Annotated in this window: 17 protein-coding genes; 15 read left to right on the forward strand and 2 right to left on the reverse strand. The window is 37.6% G+C overall.

Translation table 11 applies throughout. The features are described from left to right. Position 1 precedes the first annotated feature (1 nt). Positions 2-883, forward strand: a complete 882-nt coding sequence (locus tag P3U61_RS06580; protein WP_014613914.1) for a 5'-3' exonuclease — start codon at positions 2-4, stop codon at positions 881-883. Positions 884-1,012: 129 nt separating this feature from the next. On the opposite strand, the gene P3U61_RS06585 is transcribed toward P3U61_RS06580, so the two are convergent. Further along, entirely contained in the window at positions 1,013-1,411 is a 399-nt protein-coding gene (locus P3U61_RS06585; protein WP_096533253.1) for a ribonuclease HI family protein, read from the reverse strand. A gap of 55 nt (positions 1,412-1,466) precedes the next feature. After that, entirely contained in the window at positions 1,467-2,165 is a 699-nt protein-coding gene (locus tag P3U61_RS06590; protein WP_014613916.1) for a queuosine precursor transporter, read from the reverse strand. Between the two features lie 225 nt (positions 2,166-2,390). Between P3U61_RS06590 and P3U61_RS06595 the strand changes: the two genes are divergently transcribed. The 14 genes from P3U61_RS06595 to P3U61_RS06660 all read left to right on the forward strand — a co-directional run bounded on the left by P3U61_RS06595 (position 2,391) and on the right by P3U61_RS06660 (position 12,833). Beyond that, positions 2,391-2,576: a zinc-finger domain-containing protein gene (locus P3U61_RS06595; protein WP_014613917.1), complete on the forward strand. Its 186-nt coding sequence runs from the start codon at positions 2,391-2,393 to the stop codon at positions 2,574-2,576. Positions 2,577-2,607: 31 nt separating this feature from the next. Continuing rightward, the gene (locus P3U61_RS06600; RefSeq protein WP_014613918.1) at positions 2,608-3,726 is read left to right on the forward strand and encodes a conserved virulence factor C family protein; all 1,119 of its coding nucleotides are present in this window, start codon (positions 2,608-2,610) and stop codon (positions 3,724-3,726) included. Positions 3,727-3,750: 24 nt separating this feature from the next. Then, positions 3,751-4,191 carry a bacilliredoxin BrxA gene (gene brxA, locus P3U61_RS06605; RefSeq protein WP_014613919.1) on the forward strand — a complete coding sequence of 147 codons (441 nt, stop codon included), beginning with the start codon at positions 3,751-3,753 and terminating at the stop codon, positions 4,189-4,191. Positions 4,192-4,996: 805 nt separating this feature from the next. Continuing rightward, positions 4,997-5,950, forward strand: a complete 954-nt coding sequence (locus P3U61_RS06610; protein ID WP_015729125.1) for a thymidylate synthase — start codon at positions 4,997-4,999, stop codon at positions 5,948-5,950. Between the two features lie 18 nt (positions 5,951-5,968). Beyond that, positions 5,969-6,448 carry a dihydrofolate reductase gene (locus P3U61_RS06615; RefSeq protein WP_015729124.1) on the forward strand — a complete coding sequence of 160 codons (480 nt, stop codon included), beginning with the start codon at positions 5,969-5,971 and terminating at the stop codon, positions 6,446-6,448. An 18-nt stretch (positions 6,449-6,466) separates the two neighbouring features. Continuing rightward, entirely contained in the window at positions 6,467-7,321 is an 855-nt protein-coding gene (locus P3U61_RS06620; protein WP_096533251.1) for a DegV family protein, read from the forward strand. Between the two features lie 17 nt (positions 7,322-7,338). After that, complete coding sequence (gene msrA / locus P3U61_RS06625; protein ID WP_015729123.1) at positions 7,339-7,863, forward strand: peptide-methionine (S)-S-oxide reductase MsrA; 525 nt, start codon at positions 7,339-7,341, stop codon at positions 7,861-7,863. Then, entirely contained in the window at positions 7,860-8,288 is a 429-nt protein-coding gene (gene msrB / locus P3U61_RS06630; protein ID WP_014613924.1) for a peptide-methionine (R)-S-oxide reductase MsrB, read from the forward strand. The genes msrA and msrB overlap by 4 nt, the downstream gene beginning before the upstream one ends. Before the next feature lie 13 nt (positions 8,289-8,301). After that, positions 8,302-8,802 (forward strand): PTS sugar transporter subunit IIA, encoded by a 501-nt coding sequence (locus P3U61_RS06635; RefSeq protein ID WP_014613925.1) that lies wholly within the window; start codon positions 8,302-8,304, stop codon positions 8,800-8,802. Further along, the gene (locus P3U61_RS06640) at positions 8,802-9,023 is read left to right on the forward strand and encodes a YozE family protein (RefSeq protein ID WP_014613926.1); all 222 of its coding nucleotides are present in this window, start codon (positions 8,802-8,804) and stop codon (positions 9,021-9,023) included. Before P3U61_RS06635 ends, P3U61_RS06640 begins: the two co-directional genes overlap by 1 nt. A 122-nt stretch (positions 9,024-9,145) precedes the next feature. Next, entirely contained in the window at positions 9,146-10,603 is a 1,458-nt protein-coding gene (locus tag P3U61_RS06645) for a S41 family peptidase (protein ID WP_063284467.1), read from the forward strand. Continuing rightward, on the forward strand, positions 10,603-11,118 hold the full coding sequence (locus P3U61_RS06650; RefSeq protein WP_020219604.1) for a GNAT family N-acetyltransferase: 516 nt from the start codon (positions 10,603-10,605) through the stop codon (positions 11,116-11,118). The genes P3U61_RS06645 and P3U61_RS06650 overlap by 1 nt, the downstream gene beginning before the upstream one ends. 9 nt (positions 11,119-11,127) lie before the next feature. Then, a complete protein-coding gene (locus tag P3U61_RS06655; protein WP_014613929.1) occupies positions 11,128-12,213 on the forward strand; it encodes an undecaprenyldiphospho-muramoylpentapeptide beta-N-acetylglucosaminyltransferase in 1,086 nt (361 codons plus the stop codon). Further along, entirely contained in the window at positions 12,210-12,833 is a 624-nt protein-coding gene (locus tag P3U61_RS06660) for a phosphatase PAP2 family protein (RefSeq protein ID WP_015729119.1), read from the forward strand. Before P3U61_RS06655 ends, P3U61_RS06660 begins: the two co-directional genes overlap by 4 nt. Positions 12,834-13,208 lie beyond the last annotated feature (375 nt).

The raw sequence follows: 13,208 nt of genomic DNA on the forward strand, positions 1-13,208 counted from the left end.
CATGACACACAAACTTTTATTAATTGATGGCATGGCGTTATTATTTCGTCATTTTTATGCAACGAGTGTACACAAAAATTTTATGCGCAATACGAACGGCACACCGACAAACGGCACGCAAGGTTTTGTGAGACATGTTTACAGTGCGATTCGCGATGTTGAACCGACGCACGTTGCAATATGTTGGGATATGGGGAAAGCGACCTTCCGTAATGACATGTTTGATGGTTATAAACAAAATCGTCCTGCTCCGCCCGAAGAGCTTATCCCACAATTCGACCATGTCCAACATATTTCTGAGTCGCTAGGCTTTTTAAATATTGGCGTTGAAAACTACGAAGCTGATGATGTCATTGGGACGTTAACACATGCATATGCACAATCACCTGACCACGAAGTTTATATCATTACCGGGGATCGCGATTTATTACAATGTGTGAGAGACAACGTTTATGTATGGCTCATCAAAAAAGGATTTACTGAATATAGTAAGTATGACAGAGCGCGATTCGAATTAGAATATCAATTACAACCGCCACAACTCATTGAAGTCAAAGCGTTTATGGGAGACACAGCAGATGGTTATCCAGGTGTAAAAGGCATCGGTGAGAAAACAGCGATTAAACTGGTTCAGCAATATGGCTCTGTTGAGGAAGTGATTGCGAATGTGTCACAGCTTACGCCTGGACAACAGAAAAAGATAGCACAAAATATGGAAAATCTACGTTTGTCAAAACAACTGGCAACGATTGAATTGAATGTCCCATTATCCATCGACACGTTATTCGAGCAAATGGCACATCATGTCGAGTTAAATCACGTACTCGCAGTATTAGATGAGCATGAGTTGTTTGTTTCAAAACGATTTGTTCAAAATTTGTAATCTTAAAATTAAACAAAGCAAGGAAAAAAGATTAGACGATACTCGCTAACATTGATTTCCTTATTAAAAAATGTCGAAGCGTGTGACATGTGTGAACATGTGCATAACACTTCGACATTTTTTATAACATTATGAACGACCTAACGCTTGATACAATGCATCTTGAGCTAACTGATTCGCAGCTTTATTTTGTGCGCGTGGAACCCATTTTACAAATGCCAATTCAAAATCATGTGTCATTTGTAAATAGCGCTCCAAATAAGGTTTAAAACGTCCATTTTTCACAAACTCACGATTCACTGCATCTTCAATTAGCTGTGAATCCGTAAAAACTAATGCATTCGCAACTGCCAATGTTTGTGCTTGCTCTAATGCAAACAGTAACGCTTCCCATTCAGCACTATGATTGTCTAACGCATCGAGCAATTTTGTAAATGTATAGCGTTCATTTTCTGTAACGATAACGACGCCACATGCACTTAATCCCGGATTGCCTTTCGTTGCTGCATCAAAATATATTTTAGCCAACTTCACGACACCACACTTAAATGTATTTTCGTATTTAAGCTTACCATATCATGTATCATAGCGTATCGTCTTTAATTTTGTTGCGACGATAAAGTGACTTTGCCCAATAACCGAATGGGACGTTCAGAACAGTTGTTAATAATTTTAATAAATACGTCGTGATGAAAATTTCTAGTACGACACCGTTGGGTAAACTACCATAAAAAGCAATCATTACGAAAAGCGCTGTATCCACAATCGAACTCAACGTTGTACTCCCATAGGCACGAATGAAAAAGGTACGATCTGAACGAAATACTTTTTTAATCATATTAAAGACAAGTACATCGATATGTTGACCAATAATGTAAGCGGTTATGGATGCGAAAGCGATACGTGGAACGACATCGAAAATTGCTTTCATAGCATCTTGCGCCATGTCAACTTCACTCGGTTGAAACGCGAGCGAAACTTGCATCACGATAATCATAATAAAAGTAGACGAAAAGCCAAGCCAAACCGCTTTTTTCGCGACTTTACGACCATAAATATCATTTAAAATATCTGTTGCAAGATAAATGGATGCGAACATCACATTTCCTAACGTTGCAGAAATCGTAAATATATCCACTGTTTTAAGCACTTGGATGTTGGCAATAATCGTGCCTATCGCAACCCAAGCATACAAACCTGATTTACCAAAAAGTCGAAACATCACTACCATGAGTACGAATGTGACGATAAACGACCCTAAACCTAACCATTCATTATACAATTTAATGACCTCCTAAATTTTGTTACAGCGGGTGTTTAGAAACCGCTCTTCACGATAACTTTTCCATTATAATCAACAGCTTTATATTTTTCAATAGCCTTCCGTTTTTATTTATAGGCATGTCATGTTTCTTGATGTCGCTGAAGATTAAACGCTTCAATGTCCATACAAATCATGTTACGATAGTGCATATTGTACACACTATATTTAAAAGAGGTGACTTACGTGCTAACAGACTCTGAGAAGAAGGCCATTGCTTCAATCGATCATTTATCTCAACAATATTGTGAACATTGCTTGGTTAAAGCGCACCTTCGAAAGACAAAAGGGAAAACACAAGCACATCACTTCTGTATCAATGCGTGTTCAATCGGCAAACAAATTCAACAATTAGGCAATGCGCTACAATGAGGGCTGTAGTACATTGACGAGGAGGTTTAACATGGAAATTATTAAGGTCGAACCTACGCCTAGTCCGAATACGATGAAAATTATTTTATCCGAAAAAAGGCAAGATAATCATTCAAAAACTTATACGGAAGTCACAGATAGTCAGCCACACTTTATCAACGCCATATTACAAGTTAAAGGTGTGAAATCTGTCTTTCATGTATTAGATTTTATTGCCGTTGATAAAGCACCTAAGGCAGACTGGGAGACTGTGTTACCTCTCGTTACGGCGACACTCCACCAAGACCAACAACAAAGCGACACGACGCAACCTGAACCGGATACTCATTTTGGTGAGGTTAAAGCGGAAGTACTTAAGTTTAAAAACATTCCTTATCAAGTGAAACTGACAACACCTAAAGAGGAAAATCGTCAACAATTGAGCGACATATTCGTCAATGCGATGCTCGAAGCACAACAACCGCATGATAATGTTGTCTTTTTACGTAAATGGGAAACGTTAGGTGTCCGTTATGGCGATTTAGATGACGTCATGCAAAGTGTTGTAGAAGAAATCAATGCGCTTTATCCTGAACATGTTTTGAATCTACTCGTGCAAGAGGCGAAAAATACTGATGTTACAGTACCACAGAAACAATATGAACACGTGACATTAGAAACATATCAACAAGAAATTGATTGGAAAGCACGATTACGTATGTTGAAGTCTTTCCCAACACCTACAAGTGATGACTATCCATTACTTGATTATGCCTTAAATGAGGATAAAGTGCCATTACGCCGTGAAGCAGTCGTATTGCTTAGCATGATTGAAGATCGAGAAACTTTGCCATACTTATATAAAGGGCTGCACGACAAAAGTCCTGCAGTGAGACGAACAGCTGGTGATAGTTTAAGTGATTTAGGCTTTAAAGAGGCTTTACCTGAAATGGAAAAAGCCTTGGATGATCCACAAAAAATTGTGCGATGGCGTGCAGCGATGTTTCTTTTTGATGAAGGTGGACCAGAACAGCTGGCAACACTCAAAGCGCATCAAAACGATCCAGCTTATGAAGTGAAGTTGCAAATTGAAATGGCCATTACACGTATCGAAAACGGGGAAGCAGCACTTGGATCAGTGTGGAAACAGATCGCAAATCGTAATCAATAAATCAATACAAGGGAGCACTATAAAATGAACGCATATGATGCTTATATGAAAGAACTCGCTGCTCAAATGAGAGGCGAATTGACACAAAATGGTTTTGAAAGTTTAGAAAGTGAAGATTCCGTTTCACAATATATGAACAATGTCAAAGATGAAGATACAACATTTGTTGTGATTAATTCAACTTGTGGCTGTGCAGCTGGTTTAGCACGTCCTGCAGCTGTGGCTGTAGCAGAACAAAATGAATATAAACCAACGAATAAAGTCACTGTTTTTGCAGGTCAAGATAAAGAGGCGACTGCAAAAATGCGTGAATACATTCAACAAGTGCCTTCAAGTCCTTCATTTGCATTATTCAAAGGGTCGGAGCTCGTTCACTTTATTCCACGTGAACATATCGAAGGCCGTGATATTAATGACATCGCGATGGACATTAAGGACGCATTCGACACACATTGTCGCGCATAATGAACAAGGAGCTGGGGCATTAAGTTTCCTCAGCTCCTTTACTATATTTTGTTATTTATGCCAAGGGGTTAGGATGAGACATAAAAAAATTAAACCTCAATCTTTTCATAGATTGATGATTCATTAATAACTATAAAGCGGTCGGAAAATGAGACTGAATGAGATAGAAAAAATTGATGCTATTGTTTTTTTATTTTCATAAACTTGACCTCATTTTCACTGTGTTTGATATAAGATTGCCGAGAAGGCCGAAACTCACGAGTGAATGCGTGGTGGATACTTCTAACTGTCACTTCTTTACTATAATAGCGGATGTTGTTTATCGCAGTAGTTGTCTGACTTCTCAATGCTATCGCTTTTGAGAAGTCTCAACAGCCATACGGGGGCAGTACAACAAAATCTTTATTTCACATGAGATTTCTGTACTGCTCCTAAAATCCAATTCGGCTTCCATCAAATGAACACTTCAATCAAGCTGAACTAAGTTGAAGGGTTAGCCCTTAGGTAAGTGAATCCATGAAAGCAATCAAAAATTACAAATCACAGTGAGGACAAGTTTAACTAAAATATTGCATCAATAGCATCAAAATTGTTGATGTCCCAATCTTTTTTTACACTTCTAAATCAATAGATAGTGTTTTCGACAAAAGGTGTCTATTCACATCATTTTAACATTTACAAGGTAGAGATACTGAATATATTCGGATTCTGTAGCTATACACTTATACCTGCGCATACGTTGATATCGCTTTGAAAATGGCGTAAAATCGTCTATTATAGATACTAAGAGAAAGAGGTGAATGTCATGAATCCGTTTGATGCAGCTTATCACGATTTATGTAAAGAAATATTAGAAATTGGCAATCAACGTGATGACCGAACAGCTACGGGAACAATTTCAAAATTTGGACATCAGTTGCGTTTTGACCTTTCAAAAGGCTTCCCATTGTTAACAACAAAAAAAGTTTCTTTTAAACTTGTTGCAACTGAATTGATTTGGTTTATTCGTGGTGATACGAATTTAAGATATTTATTACAATATAATAACAATATTTGGAACGAATGGGCTTTTGAAAAATATGTACAAAGCGAAGATTACACAGGGCCAGATATGACTGACTTTGGTCATAGAGCACAAAGTGACGCGGCATTTGCTGAAACTTATCGCGAAGAAATGACAAAGTTTAAACAACAGATTTTAACTGATGATGATTTTATGAAAAAGCACGGGGATTTAGGCAATGTTTATGGTAAGCAATGGCGTAACTGGGTTAGTGCAGACGGTCAACAATACGATCAATTGAAGGCACTAATTGAACAAATTAAAGCGAATCCTAACTCACGTCGTCATATCATTAGTGCTTGGAATCCAACTGAAATTGAGACAATGGCGTTACCTCCTTGTCATACACTCTTTCAATTTTATGTACAAGATAATAAGCTAAGCTGTCAACTCTATCAACGGAGCGCCGACATTTTTTTAGGTGTCCCGTTTAATATAGCGAGCTATAGCTTATTAACACATTTAATTGCGAAAGAATGTGGCCTTGAAGTAGGCGAATTTGTCCACACATTTGGTGATGCACATATTTACAGCAACCATTTAGACGCTGTAAAAACGCAATTAGCACGTTCAAGTTTTGCGCCGCCAGAATTAAAAATCAATACAGATCGTTCTATTTTCGACATTGAATATGAAGATTTAGAGATTGTAAATTATGAATCTCATCCAGCGATTAAAGCACCTATCGCGGTATAAACAAAAAGGAGTAATCATATGACACTATCTATTTTAGTCGCACATGACCAACAACGTGGCATTGGCTTTGAAGGACAGTTACCATGGTACTTACCCAATGACTTAAAGCATGTTAAAAAACTGACAACTGGACATACACTTGTAATGGGACGCGCGACATACGAATCCATTGGTAAACCGTTACCTTATCGTAGAAATGTCGTTATTACGAGTAATCCTGATTTCAAACCAGACGGCGTGGAGGTCATTCATAGCATTGAAGAAATTGATGCGATTGGCGATGACCACATCTTTATTTTTGGCGGTCAAACGTTATTCGAAACTTTTATTGACCGTGTTGACGATATGTATATCACTGTTATCGACGACAAATTCCAAGCAGATACATTTTTCCCACCATACACATTTGAAGATTGGGAAGTGACATCTGCTGTAGAAGGCACCGTGGATGAAAAGAATAAATATCCGCACACTTTTTTACATCTCACTCGAAAGTAATTATTGGAGGTTAGCATTATGCAACAACGTATTATTGTTACAGATTCTACATCTGACTTAGATCACGCTTTTCTGAAGCAACACAATGTCCATATTGTTCCGTTGAGTGTTACAATTAACGGAGAATCTTATGAGGATCAAAAGGACATTTCATCTGAGTCTTTTTCACAATATTTAGGAGACAGTAGTTATGATTTTAAAACGAGCCAACCTCCAATTGGAAGATTTGTAGAAACCTATGAAAAACTAGGTCAAAACGGTGCTGAAATTATTAGTATTCATCTTTCATCGGGGTTAAGTGGCACGTATCAAACCGCTGTTCAAGCGAGTGAAATGGTTGACGCTAAAGTGACAGTCATTGATTCTAAATCAATTTCTTTCGGCTTAGGCTATCAACTTCAAAATGCGATTCGCTGGGTTGAGGAAGGCATTCCAACAGAGGAAATTATCTCAAAACTTCAAAACTTGCAAAAAAACATTAAGCTTTACGTGATTATCGGTCAATTAGATCAACTCATCAAAGGTGGACGTATTAGCAAAACAAAAGGTTTAATCGGTAATCTTATGAAAATCAAGCCAATTGGTTCAGTGATTGATGGCAAGCTAGAAATGATTCATAATGCGCGTACACAAAACGCTAGTATTAAATACGTACTCAAAGATTTAAAACCGTTTATCGGTGATGCATCCATTAAATCGATTGGTATTTCACATGCAAAAGCAAAAGATTTCATGGATAAATTTAAAGAAAAATTAGATGAAACTTTTACAGTTCAAAACTTTGATTTCGGACATACAACACCTGTCATTTCAACACATACCGGTGCGGGTGCGATTGGTTTAGTTGTCCTTAAAGATTCATCTGATTCATAATGATGGAGGTGTCAAGCATGGCTTTAGCAACTTTAGCAGGAGGATGTTTTTGGTGTCTCGTTAAACCTTTTGATACATTTGACGGTGTTGAACGTGTCACATCAGGTTATAGCGGTGGGACAGTAGAAAATCCAACCTATGAACAGGTTTGTACAAATACAACAGGCCATGTAGAGGCTGTACAAATTGAATACGATGACAATGTGATCAGTTATGATGATATTTTAGATATATATTTCAAAACGTTTGATCCGACAGATAAAAACGGTCAATTTTTTGATAGAGGCGACAGTTATCGACCTGTCATTTTTTATCACAATGAAGCGCAACAACAAGCCGCTTTGAATAAAATTGATGCGTTAAATCAATCCCGAATTTTTAGTGATCCTGTTGTGACGCCTGTTGAAGCATATCGCAATTTTTATCCAGCAGAAGAAGCACATCAAGATTATTATAAAAAACATCCGCTTCACTACGCACAATATCAACGTGGATCAGGACGTAAAGCGTTTATTGAAAAACATTGGGGGGATCAAGCATGATTAAAAAAGATAAAAAAGATTTAACAGACTTGGAGTACCTCGTCACACAACAAGATGGCACAGAACCACCATTTCAAAATGAATATTGGAACCACTTTGAAAAGGGAGTCTATGTGGATAAACTTTCTGGCAAACCGTTATTCACATCAAATGATAAATTTGAATCTGACTGTGGCTGGCCTAGTTTTTCAAAAGCCATCGACGACCAAGAAATTATTGAACTGGTAGACAAATCGTTTGGCATGTTAAGAACGGAAGTCCGCTCTGAAGGTAGCAACAGTCATTTAGGACATGTGTTCAACGACGGTCCAAAAGACCGTGGTGGCTTGCGCTATTGCATCAATTCTGCTGCAATCCAATTCATACCGTATGAAAAGCTCGAATCGTTGGGCTATGGTGATTTAGTCAAACTTTTCGACAAATAAAGGAGCGAGTTTTATGTTTAAGAAATTATTCGGAAAAAGTGAAGAAGCAAATAAGGAAATTCAAGTCTATGCACCGATGACTGGAGAATATGTCAAAATTGAAGACATTCCAGACCCTGTTTTTGCTCAAAAAATGATGGGTGACGGTTTTGGCATACGTCCAACTGAAGGAAAAGTCGTGTCTCCAATTACTGGTGTAGTCGACAACGTTTTCCCAACCAAACATGCGATTGGTTTAAAAGCAGACAATGGTTTAGAAGTCCTTGTTCATATCGGTTTAGACACTGTTCAATTAAATGGTGAAGGTTTTGAAACATTAGTCAATAGCGGAGATACGGTAAAAGTAGGCGACCCACTCGTTACATTTGACGTTGATTATATTGACCAACACGCAAAATCTATCGTATCACCTGTGATCATTACAAATACAGATCAAACAGTAGCCATTGATATTCAACAAGTAGCGCAATTGAACAAAGGCGAGACATCAGTGATTGAAGTGACAATGAAATAATGAAAGATGTCTCATTTTATCAATTTGCATTAACTGTTCGTGGTCGTAAGGATGATGCTGGACAACTCGCAGAACAAATTTTCCAAGATTTATCCTTTCCAAAATACGATAAAAATTTCGATGCGTTATCTGAATACATTGAGACAGAAGGCAATTTCACATTACCGATGTCTGTTTTTGATGACTTGTATGAAGAATATCAAGAATGGCTTCAATTTTAAGTGATTGCTGAAGTTTTGACACGCATAAATTTTGAGGGTGATGGCAGAAGATGTCTCACCCTTTTTCTTTATGTCACACCATTAAATCTGCACGCGTCTATGCGGATCATTATAATGCAAACATGGATTTAACGAGAAGGGCGGAAAACAGATTGAAAGATTCACCAAATCAAAGAAAGACACCTAGATATGTCTCATTAAAAACATTTATGTTAAGTATTATCCTCACAGTATTATTGACAGGAATCATTATTTTTGGCTTCAATTACTTTTTCCAACAATACAGTAAAGATGAGAAAATTAGTGAGAATGCTCAGAAGTTAAGTGAAGTTTATGAAATATTGGCGTCAGATTTTTATCAAAAGCAAGATAAAGAACAGTTGCTAGACGAAGCCATTCATGGGATGACCAAAAGTTTGAAAGACCCTTATACCGAATATTTATCAAAAGAAAAAACAGCTTCTTTTCATGAAGATGTTTCTGGTGATTTCGTCGGTATTGGTGCGGAATTGCAACAAAAAGGAAAGCAAATCATCATTACGAGTCCAATGCAAGATTCACCTGCTGAAAAAGCTGGTTTGAAACCACGTGATGAACTGATTGCAATCGATGGCAAGTCAATCAAAGGAAAAACGCTTGATGCAATTATTCCTAAAATCCGTGGTAAAAAAGGAACTGAAGTGAAATTGACAGTTAAACGTAACGGGGAAGAAAAGGAACTCACTGTGACAAGAGATACTATCCATGTTAAAAGTGTAAAATATGAAAAACATGGCAATGTAGGTGTGTTTAAAATTAATAAATTCCAAGAAGGGACAGCGGGAGAGTTAAAATCTGCCATACAGCAAGCGCAAAAATCAGGTATTAAAAATATCGTCCTTGATTTACGTAACAACCCAGGTGGACTCCTTGATGAAGCTGTAAAAATGGCAAATATTTTCCTTGATCAAGACGAAACGGTCGTTCAATTAGAAAAAGGCGATCAAAAAGAATCTATCAAAACACCAAATGCGCCGTTAGAAGGTGTGAAAGATTTAAAAGTATCGATTTTACTCAATGAAGGTTCAGCAAGTGCTTCCGAAGTCTTTGCTGGTGCATTACATGATCATAAAGTAGCCAAAATTTATGGTGAAAAATCGTTCGGTAAAGGGATTGTACAGACGACACGTGAGTTTGAAGACGGTTCGTTATTAAAATTTACTGAAATGAAGTGGCTCACACCTAATGGCCATTACATTCATGGTAAAGGGATTCAACCTGATATCCCTGTTAAAGGTGCGGATTATGAGAATATTTCTGTGATTCCTACCAAAACAACATATCACCAAGGACAAGAAGACAAACATGTTAAATCAATAAAAATCGGTCTTAAAGCACTTGGTTACGATGTGGGTACTATTGATGAACATTATAACGCCCAATTGACTACCGCAGTAAAACAATTTCAACAAAAAAATGATTTAACGGCAAATGGGATGTTTAACAAAGAAACAAATGGTGTATTTACAGAAAGACTTGTCGAGAAAGCATCGTCTGAAGATCCGATGTTAGAACAAACATTGAAAAAAGTAGAGGAGTGATGGGCTTGTTAAGAAAAGCAACATTGCAAGATCTCGATACGATTGAACAATTGACTGAAGAAGCAAAAGCACTCATGATTAAAGATGACAACCCACAATGGGACCATCGCTATCCTTTAAAGACACATTTTAATACGGATATTGAATCAGGTAGCCTCTTTGTCTATGATGAAGATGACGTGATTCAAGGTTTTATCGTGATTGATCAACAAGCACCAGATTGGTACGATACACTCGAATGGCCAGTTGACAAATCACAAGCATACGTGATTCATCGCCTTGTAGCCTCGCCACAATATCGTGGAACAGCTCAAGCGTTGATGACTTTTGCGATTGCATTAGCGAAAGAGCACAACATTGATATTTTATTAACGGATACTTTTTCACAAAATCAACGTGCACAACGTTTATTTGATAAATATGGATTCATTAAAATCGGTGAAATGACCAGCACAGAATTTCCTTTTGATAAAGGCAAGCCATTTTACGCATACTATAAAAAATTAACAGAATAGAGGGTTATTATGGTAAAAATTGCATTTACAGGCGGCGGTACAGTTGGGCATGTGTCCGTGAATTTAAGTTTGATACCGACTGCACTCGAAAAGGGGCATGAAGCTTTTTATATTGGTTCAAAACAAGGCATCGAGCGAGAAATGATTACATCTCAACTCCCTGAAACAACTTATTATCCGATTTCTAGTGGGAAATTACGTCGTTACTTATCTGTTGAAAATTTGAAAGATGTCTTTAAAGTCGTTAAAGGCATTGGAGATGCACGTAAAGTGCTAAAGCGCGAACGACCTGATATCGTATTTTCAAAAGGCGGCTTCGTATCTGTTCCTGTCATACTCGCAGCGAAGTCACTGAACATTCCAACCATTGTACATGAATCAGATTTAACACCAGGGCTTGCTAACAAGATTGCAATTAAGTTTGCGAAACGACTCTATACCACTTTTGAAGATACGCTAAAATACGTGCCACACGAAAAATCAGATTTCGTAGGGGCAACGATTCGTGAAGATTTAAAACACGGTCATCAACAAAATGGCTATGCATTGACAGGCTTCACACCTAATAAAAAGATATTACTCGTGATGGGTGGCAGTATGGGAAGTTTGAAAATTAATGAAGCCATTCGTCGTCATTTAGATGAATTACTGCAAACGTATCAAATTATTCATCTGACTGGGAAAGGTCTTGTCGCTTCAAATATTAATCAAGATGGCTACGTGCAATATGAGTTCGTTAAAGAAGAATTAACCGACTTATTAGCGATTACAGATACCGTCGTGTCAAGAGCGGGTGCAAATGCGATATATGAGTTTTTAACATTACGTCTTCCTATGTTACTTATCCCACTTGGTCTCGATCAATCACGTGGTGACCAAATCGATAACGCGAAATACTTTGAAAAACAAGGATACGCGACGATGTTAGATGAATCGGAATTATCGAGTGACACGTTATTACTTGCATTAACCGAACTTGAAAAAAATCGACATCAGTACATTCAAAATATGGAAAGTTTTACAGAAAGCTATACGCGTCATGATTTACTCGACAAAATCATTCAAGACGCACTTCAATTGGAGGTTGGCGCATGACATATTGGAAAAAGATTTCTTTGTTAATAGTCTTCACATTAATATTTTCAATGATTGCGATGTTTCATGAATCACGTCTCGGTAAATGGATTGATAATGAAGTATATAATTTGATTTATGCGTCAGAAAGCTTTATTTCAACAGCAATCTTTTTCGGTGCCACGCAAATTGGTGAGGTATGGGCTATGATTGCATTATCACTCGTCATGGTTGCATTGTTGATGCTCTATCGCTATAAAATTGAGGCGCTCTTTTTCGCATTAACGATGCTGTTATCAGGGGTATCGAACCCTATTTTGAAAAATATTTTTGACAGAGAACGTCCAACTTTATTACGCTTAATTGATATTTCAGGGTTCAGCTTTCCAAGTGGTCATGCGATGGGATCAACTGCCTTTTTCGGTAGTGTGATTTACGTCGCACACCGTATCTTAAAAGGAAAAGCAAAAAGCGTGGCGATGACATTAAGTGTGTTAATGATCGTTCTCATTTCGAGCTCACGCGTCTATCTTGGCGTACATTACCCAACAGATATCATGGCTGGTATTGTCGGAGGGCTCTTCTGTATCGTGCTGACACAACTCATCCTACGCCACCCATTAGCCCAAACTAAAATCTAATCAATAAAAAACTGTCTTTCATGAGGAGAGGCAGTTCTTTTTATATGCGATGGTTATCATAGCATACAATTTCTTTCACTAAGTTTTATCTTTTCAAGCAATAGCATGAGATTACTGTGAAAAATATGACTGTCTTCAAGCATTATCTTTTTTAAAACACAGATACCCATGTGTACAAAAGAGAGGACGTGACATCAAGCTTTTTCTCTTCTTTCTCACTCAAAAACATGCACAATAAAAGCCGCCGCATTTACTGCGACGGCTTTTATTTAACGTTTAATATCAACGAATTTTATACGGGCATATAAAAGGGGATATTATTGAAAATGACTCAATCATAAGAACGAATTGTAGTGGGGGGTCGTTGGGATTGAT

It is taken from the genome of Staphylococcus pseudintermedius, from assembly GCF_034042775.1.
GTDB classification, from domain to species: domain Bacteria; phylum Bacillota; class Bacilli; order Staphylococcales; family Staphylococcaceae; genus Staphylococcus; species Staphylococcus pseudintermedius.

Bases quoted from the DNA above. Each gene is read 5' to 3' on its own strand.
- brxA (WP_014613919.1), top strand. From the start codon at position 3,751: ATGAACGCATATGATGCTTATATGAAAGAACTCGCTGCTCAAATGAGA.
- P3U61_RS06650 (WP_020219604.1), top strand. From the start codon at position 10,603: ATGGGCTTGTTAAGAAAAGCAACATTGCAAGATCTCGATACGATTGAA.
- P3U61_RS06580 (WP_014613914.1), top strand. From the start codon at position 2: ATGACACACAAACTTTTATTAATTGATGGCATGGCGTTATTATTTCGT.
- P3U61_RS06610 (WP_015729125.1), top strand. From the start codon at position 4,997: ATGAATCCGTTTGATGCAGCTTATCACGATTTATGTAAAGAAATATTA.
- P3U61_RS06620 (WP_096533251.1), top strand. From the start codon at position 6,467: ATGCAACAACGTATTATTGTTACAGATTCTACATCTGACTTAGATCAC.
- P3U61_RS06635 (WP_014613925.1), top strand. From the start codon at position 8,302: ATGTTTAAGAAATTATTCGGAAAAAGTGAAGAAGCAAATAAGGAAATT.
- P3U61_RS06615 (WP_015729124.1), top strand. From the start codon at position 5,969: ATGACACTATCTATTTTAGTCGCACATGACCAACAACGTGGCATTGGC.
- P3U61_RS06645 (WP_063284467.1), top strand. From the start codon at position 9,146: ATGGATTTAACGAGAAGGGCGGAAAACAGATTGAAAGATTCACCAAAT.
- P3U61_RS06660 (WP_015729119.1), top strand. From the start codon at position 12,210: ATGACATATTGGAAAAAGATTTCTTTGTTAATAGTCTTCACATTAATA.
- P3U61_RS06640 (WP_014613926.1), top strand. From the start codon at position 8,802: ATGAAAGATGTCTCATTTTATCAATTTGCATTAACTGTTCGTGGTCGT.
- P3U61_RS06600 (WP_014613918.1), top strand. From the start codon at position 2,608: ATGGAAATTATTAAGGTCGAACCTACGCCTAGTCCGAATACGATGAAA.
- P3U61_RS06655 (WP_014613929.1), top strand. From the start codon at position 11,128: ATGGTAAAAATTGCATTTACAGGCGGCGGTACAGTTGGGCATGTGTCC.
- msrB (WP_014613924.1), top strand. From the start codon at position 7,860: ATGATTAAAAAAGATAAAAAAGATTTAACAGACTTGGAGTACCTCGTC.
- msrA (WP_015729123.1), top strand. From the start codon at position 7,339: ATGGCTTTAGCAACTTTAGCAGGAGGATGTTTTTGGTGTCTCGTTAAA.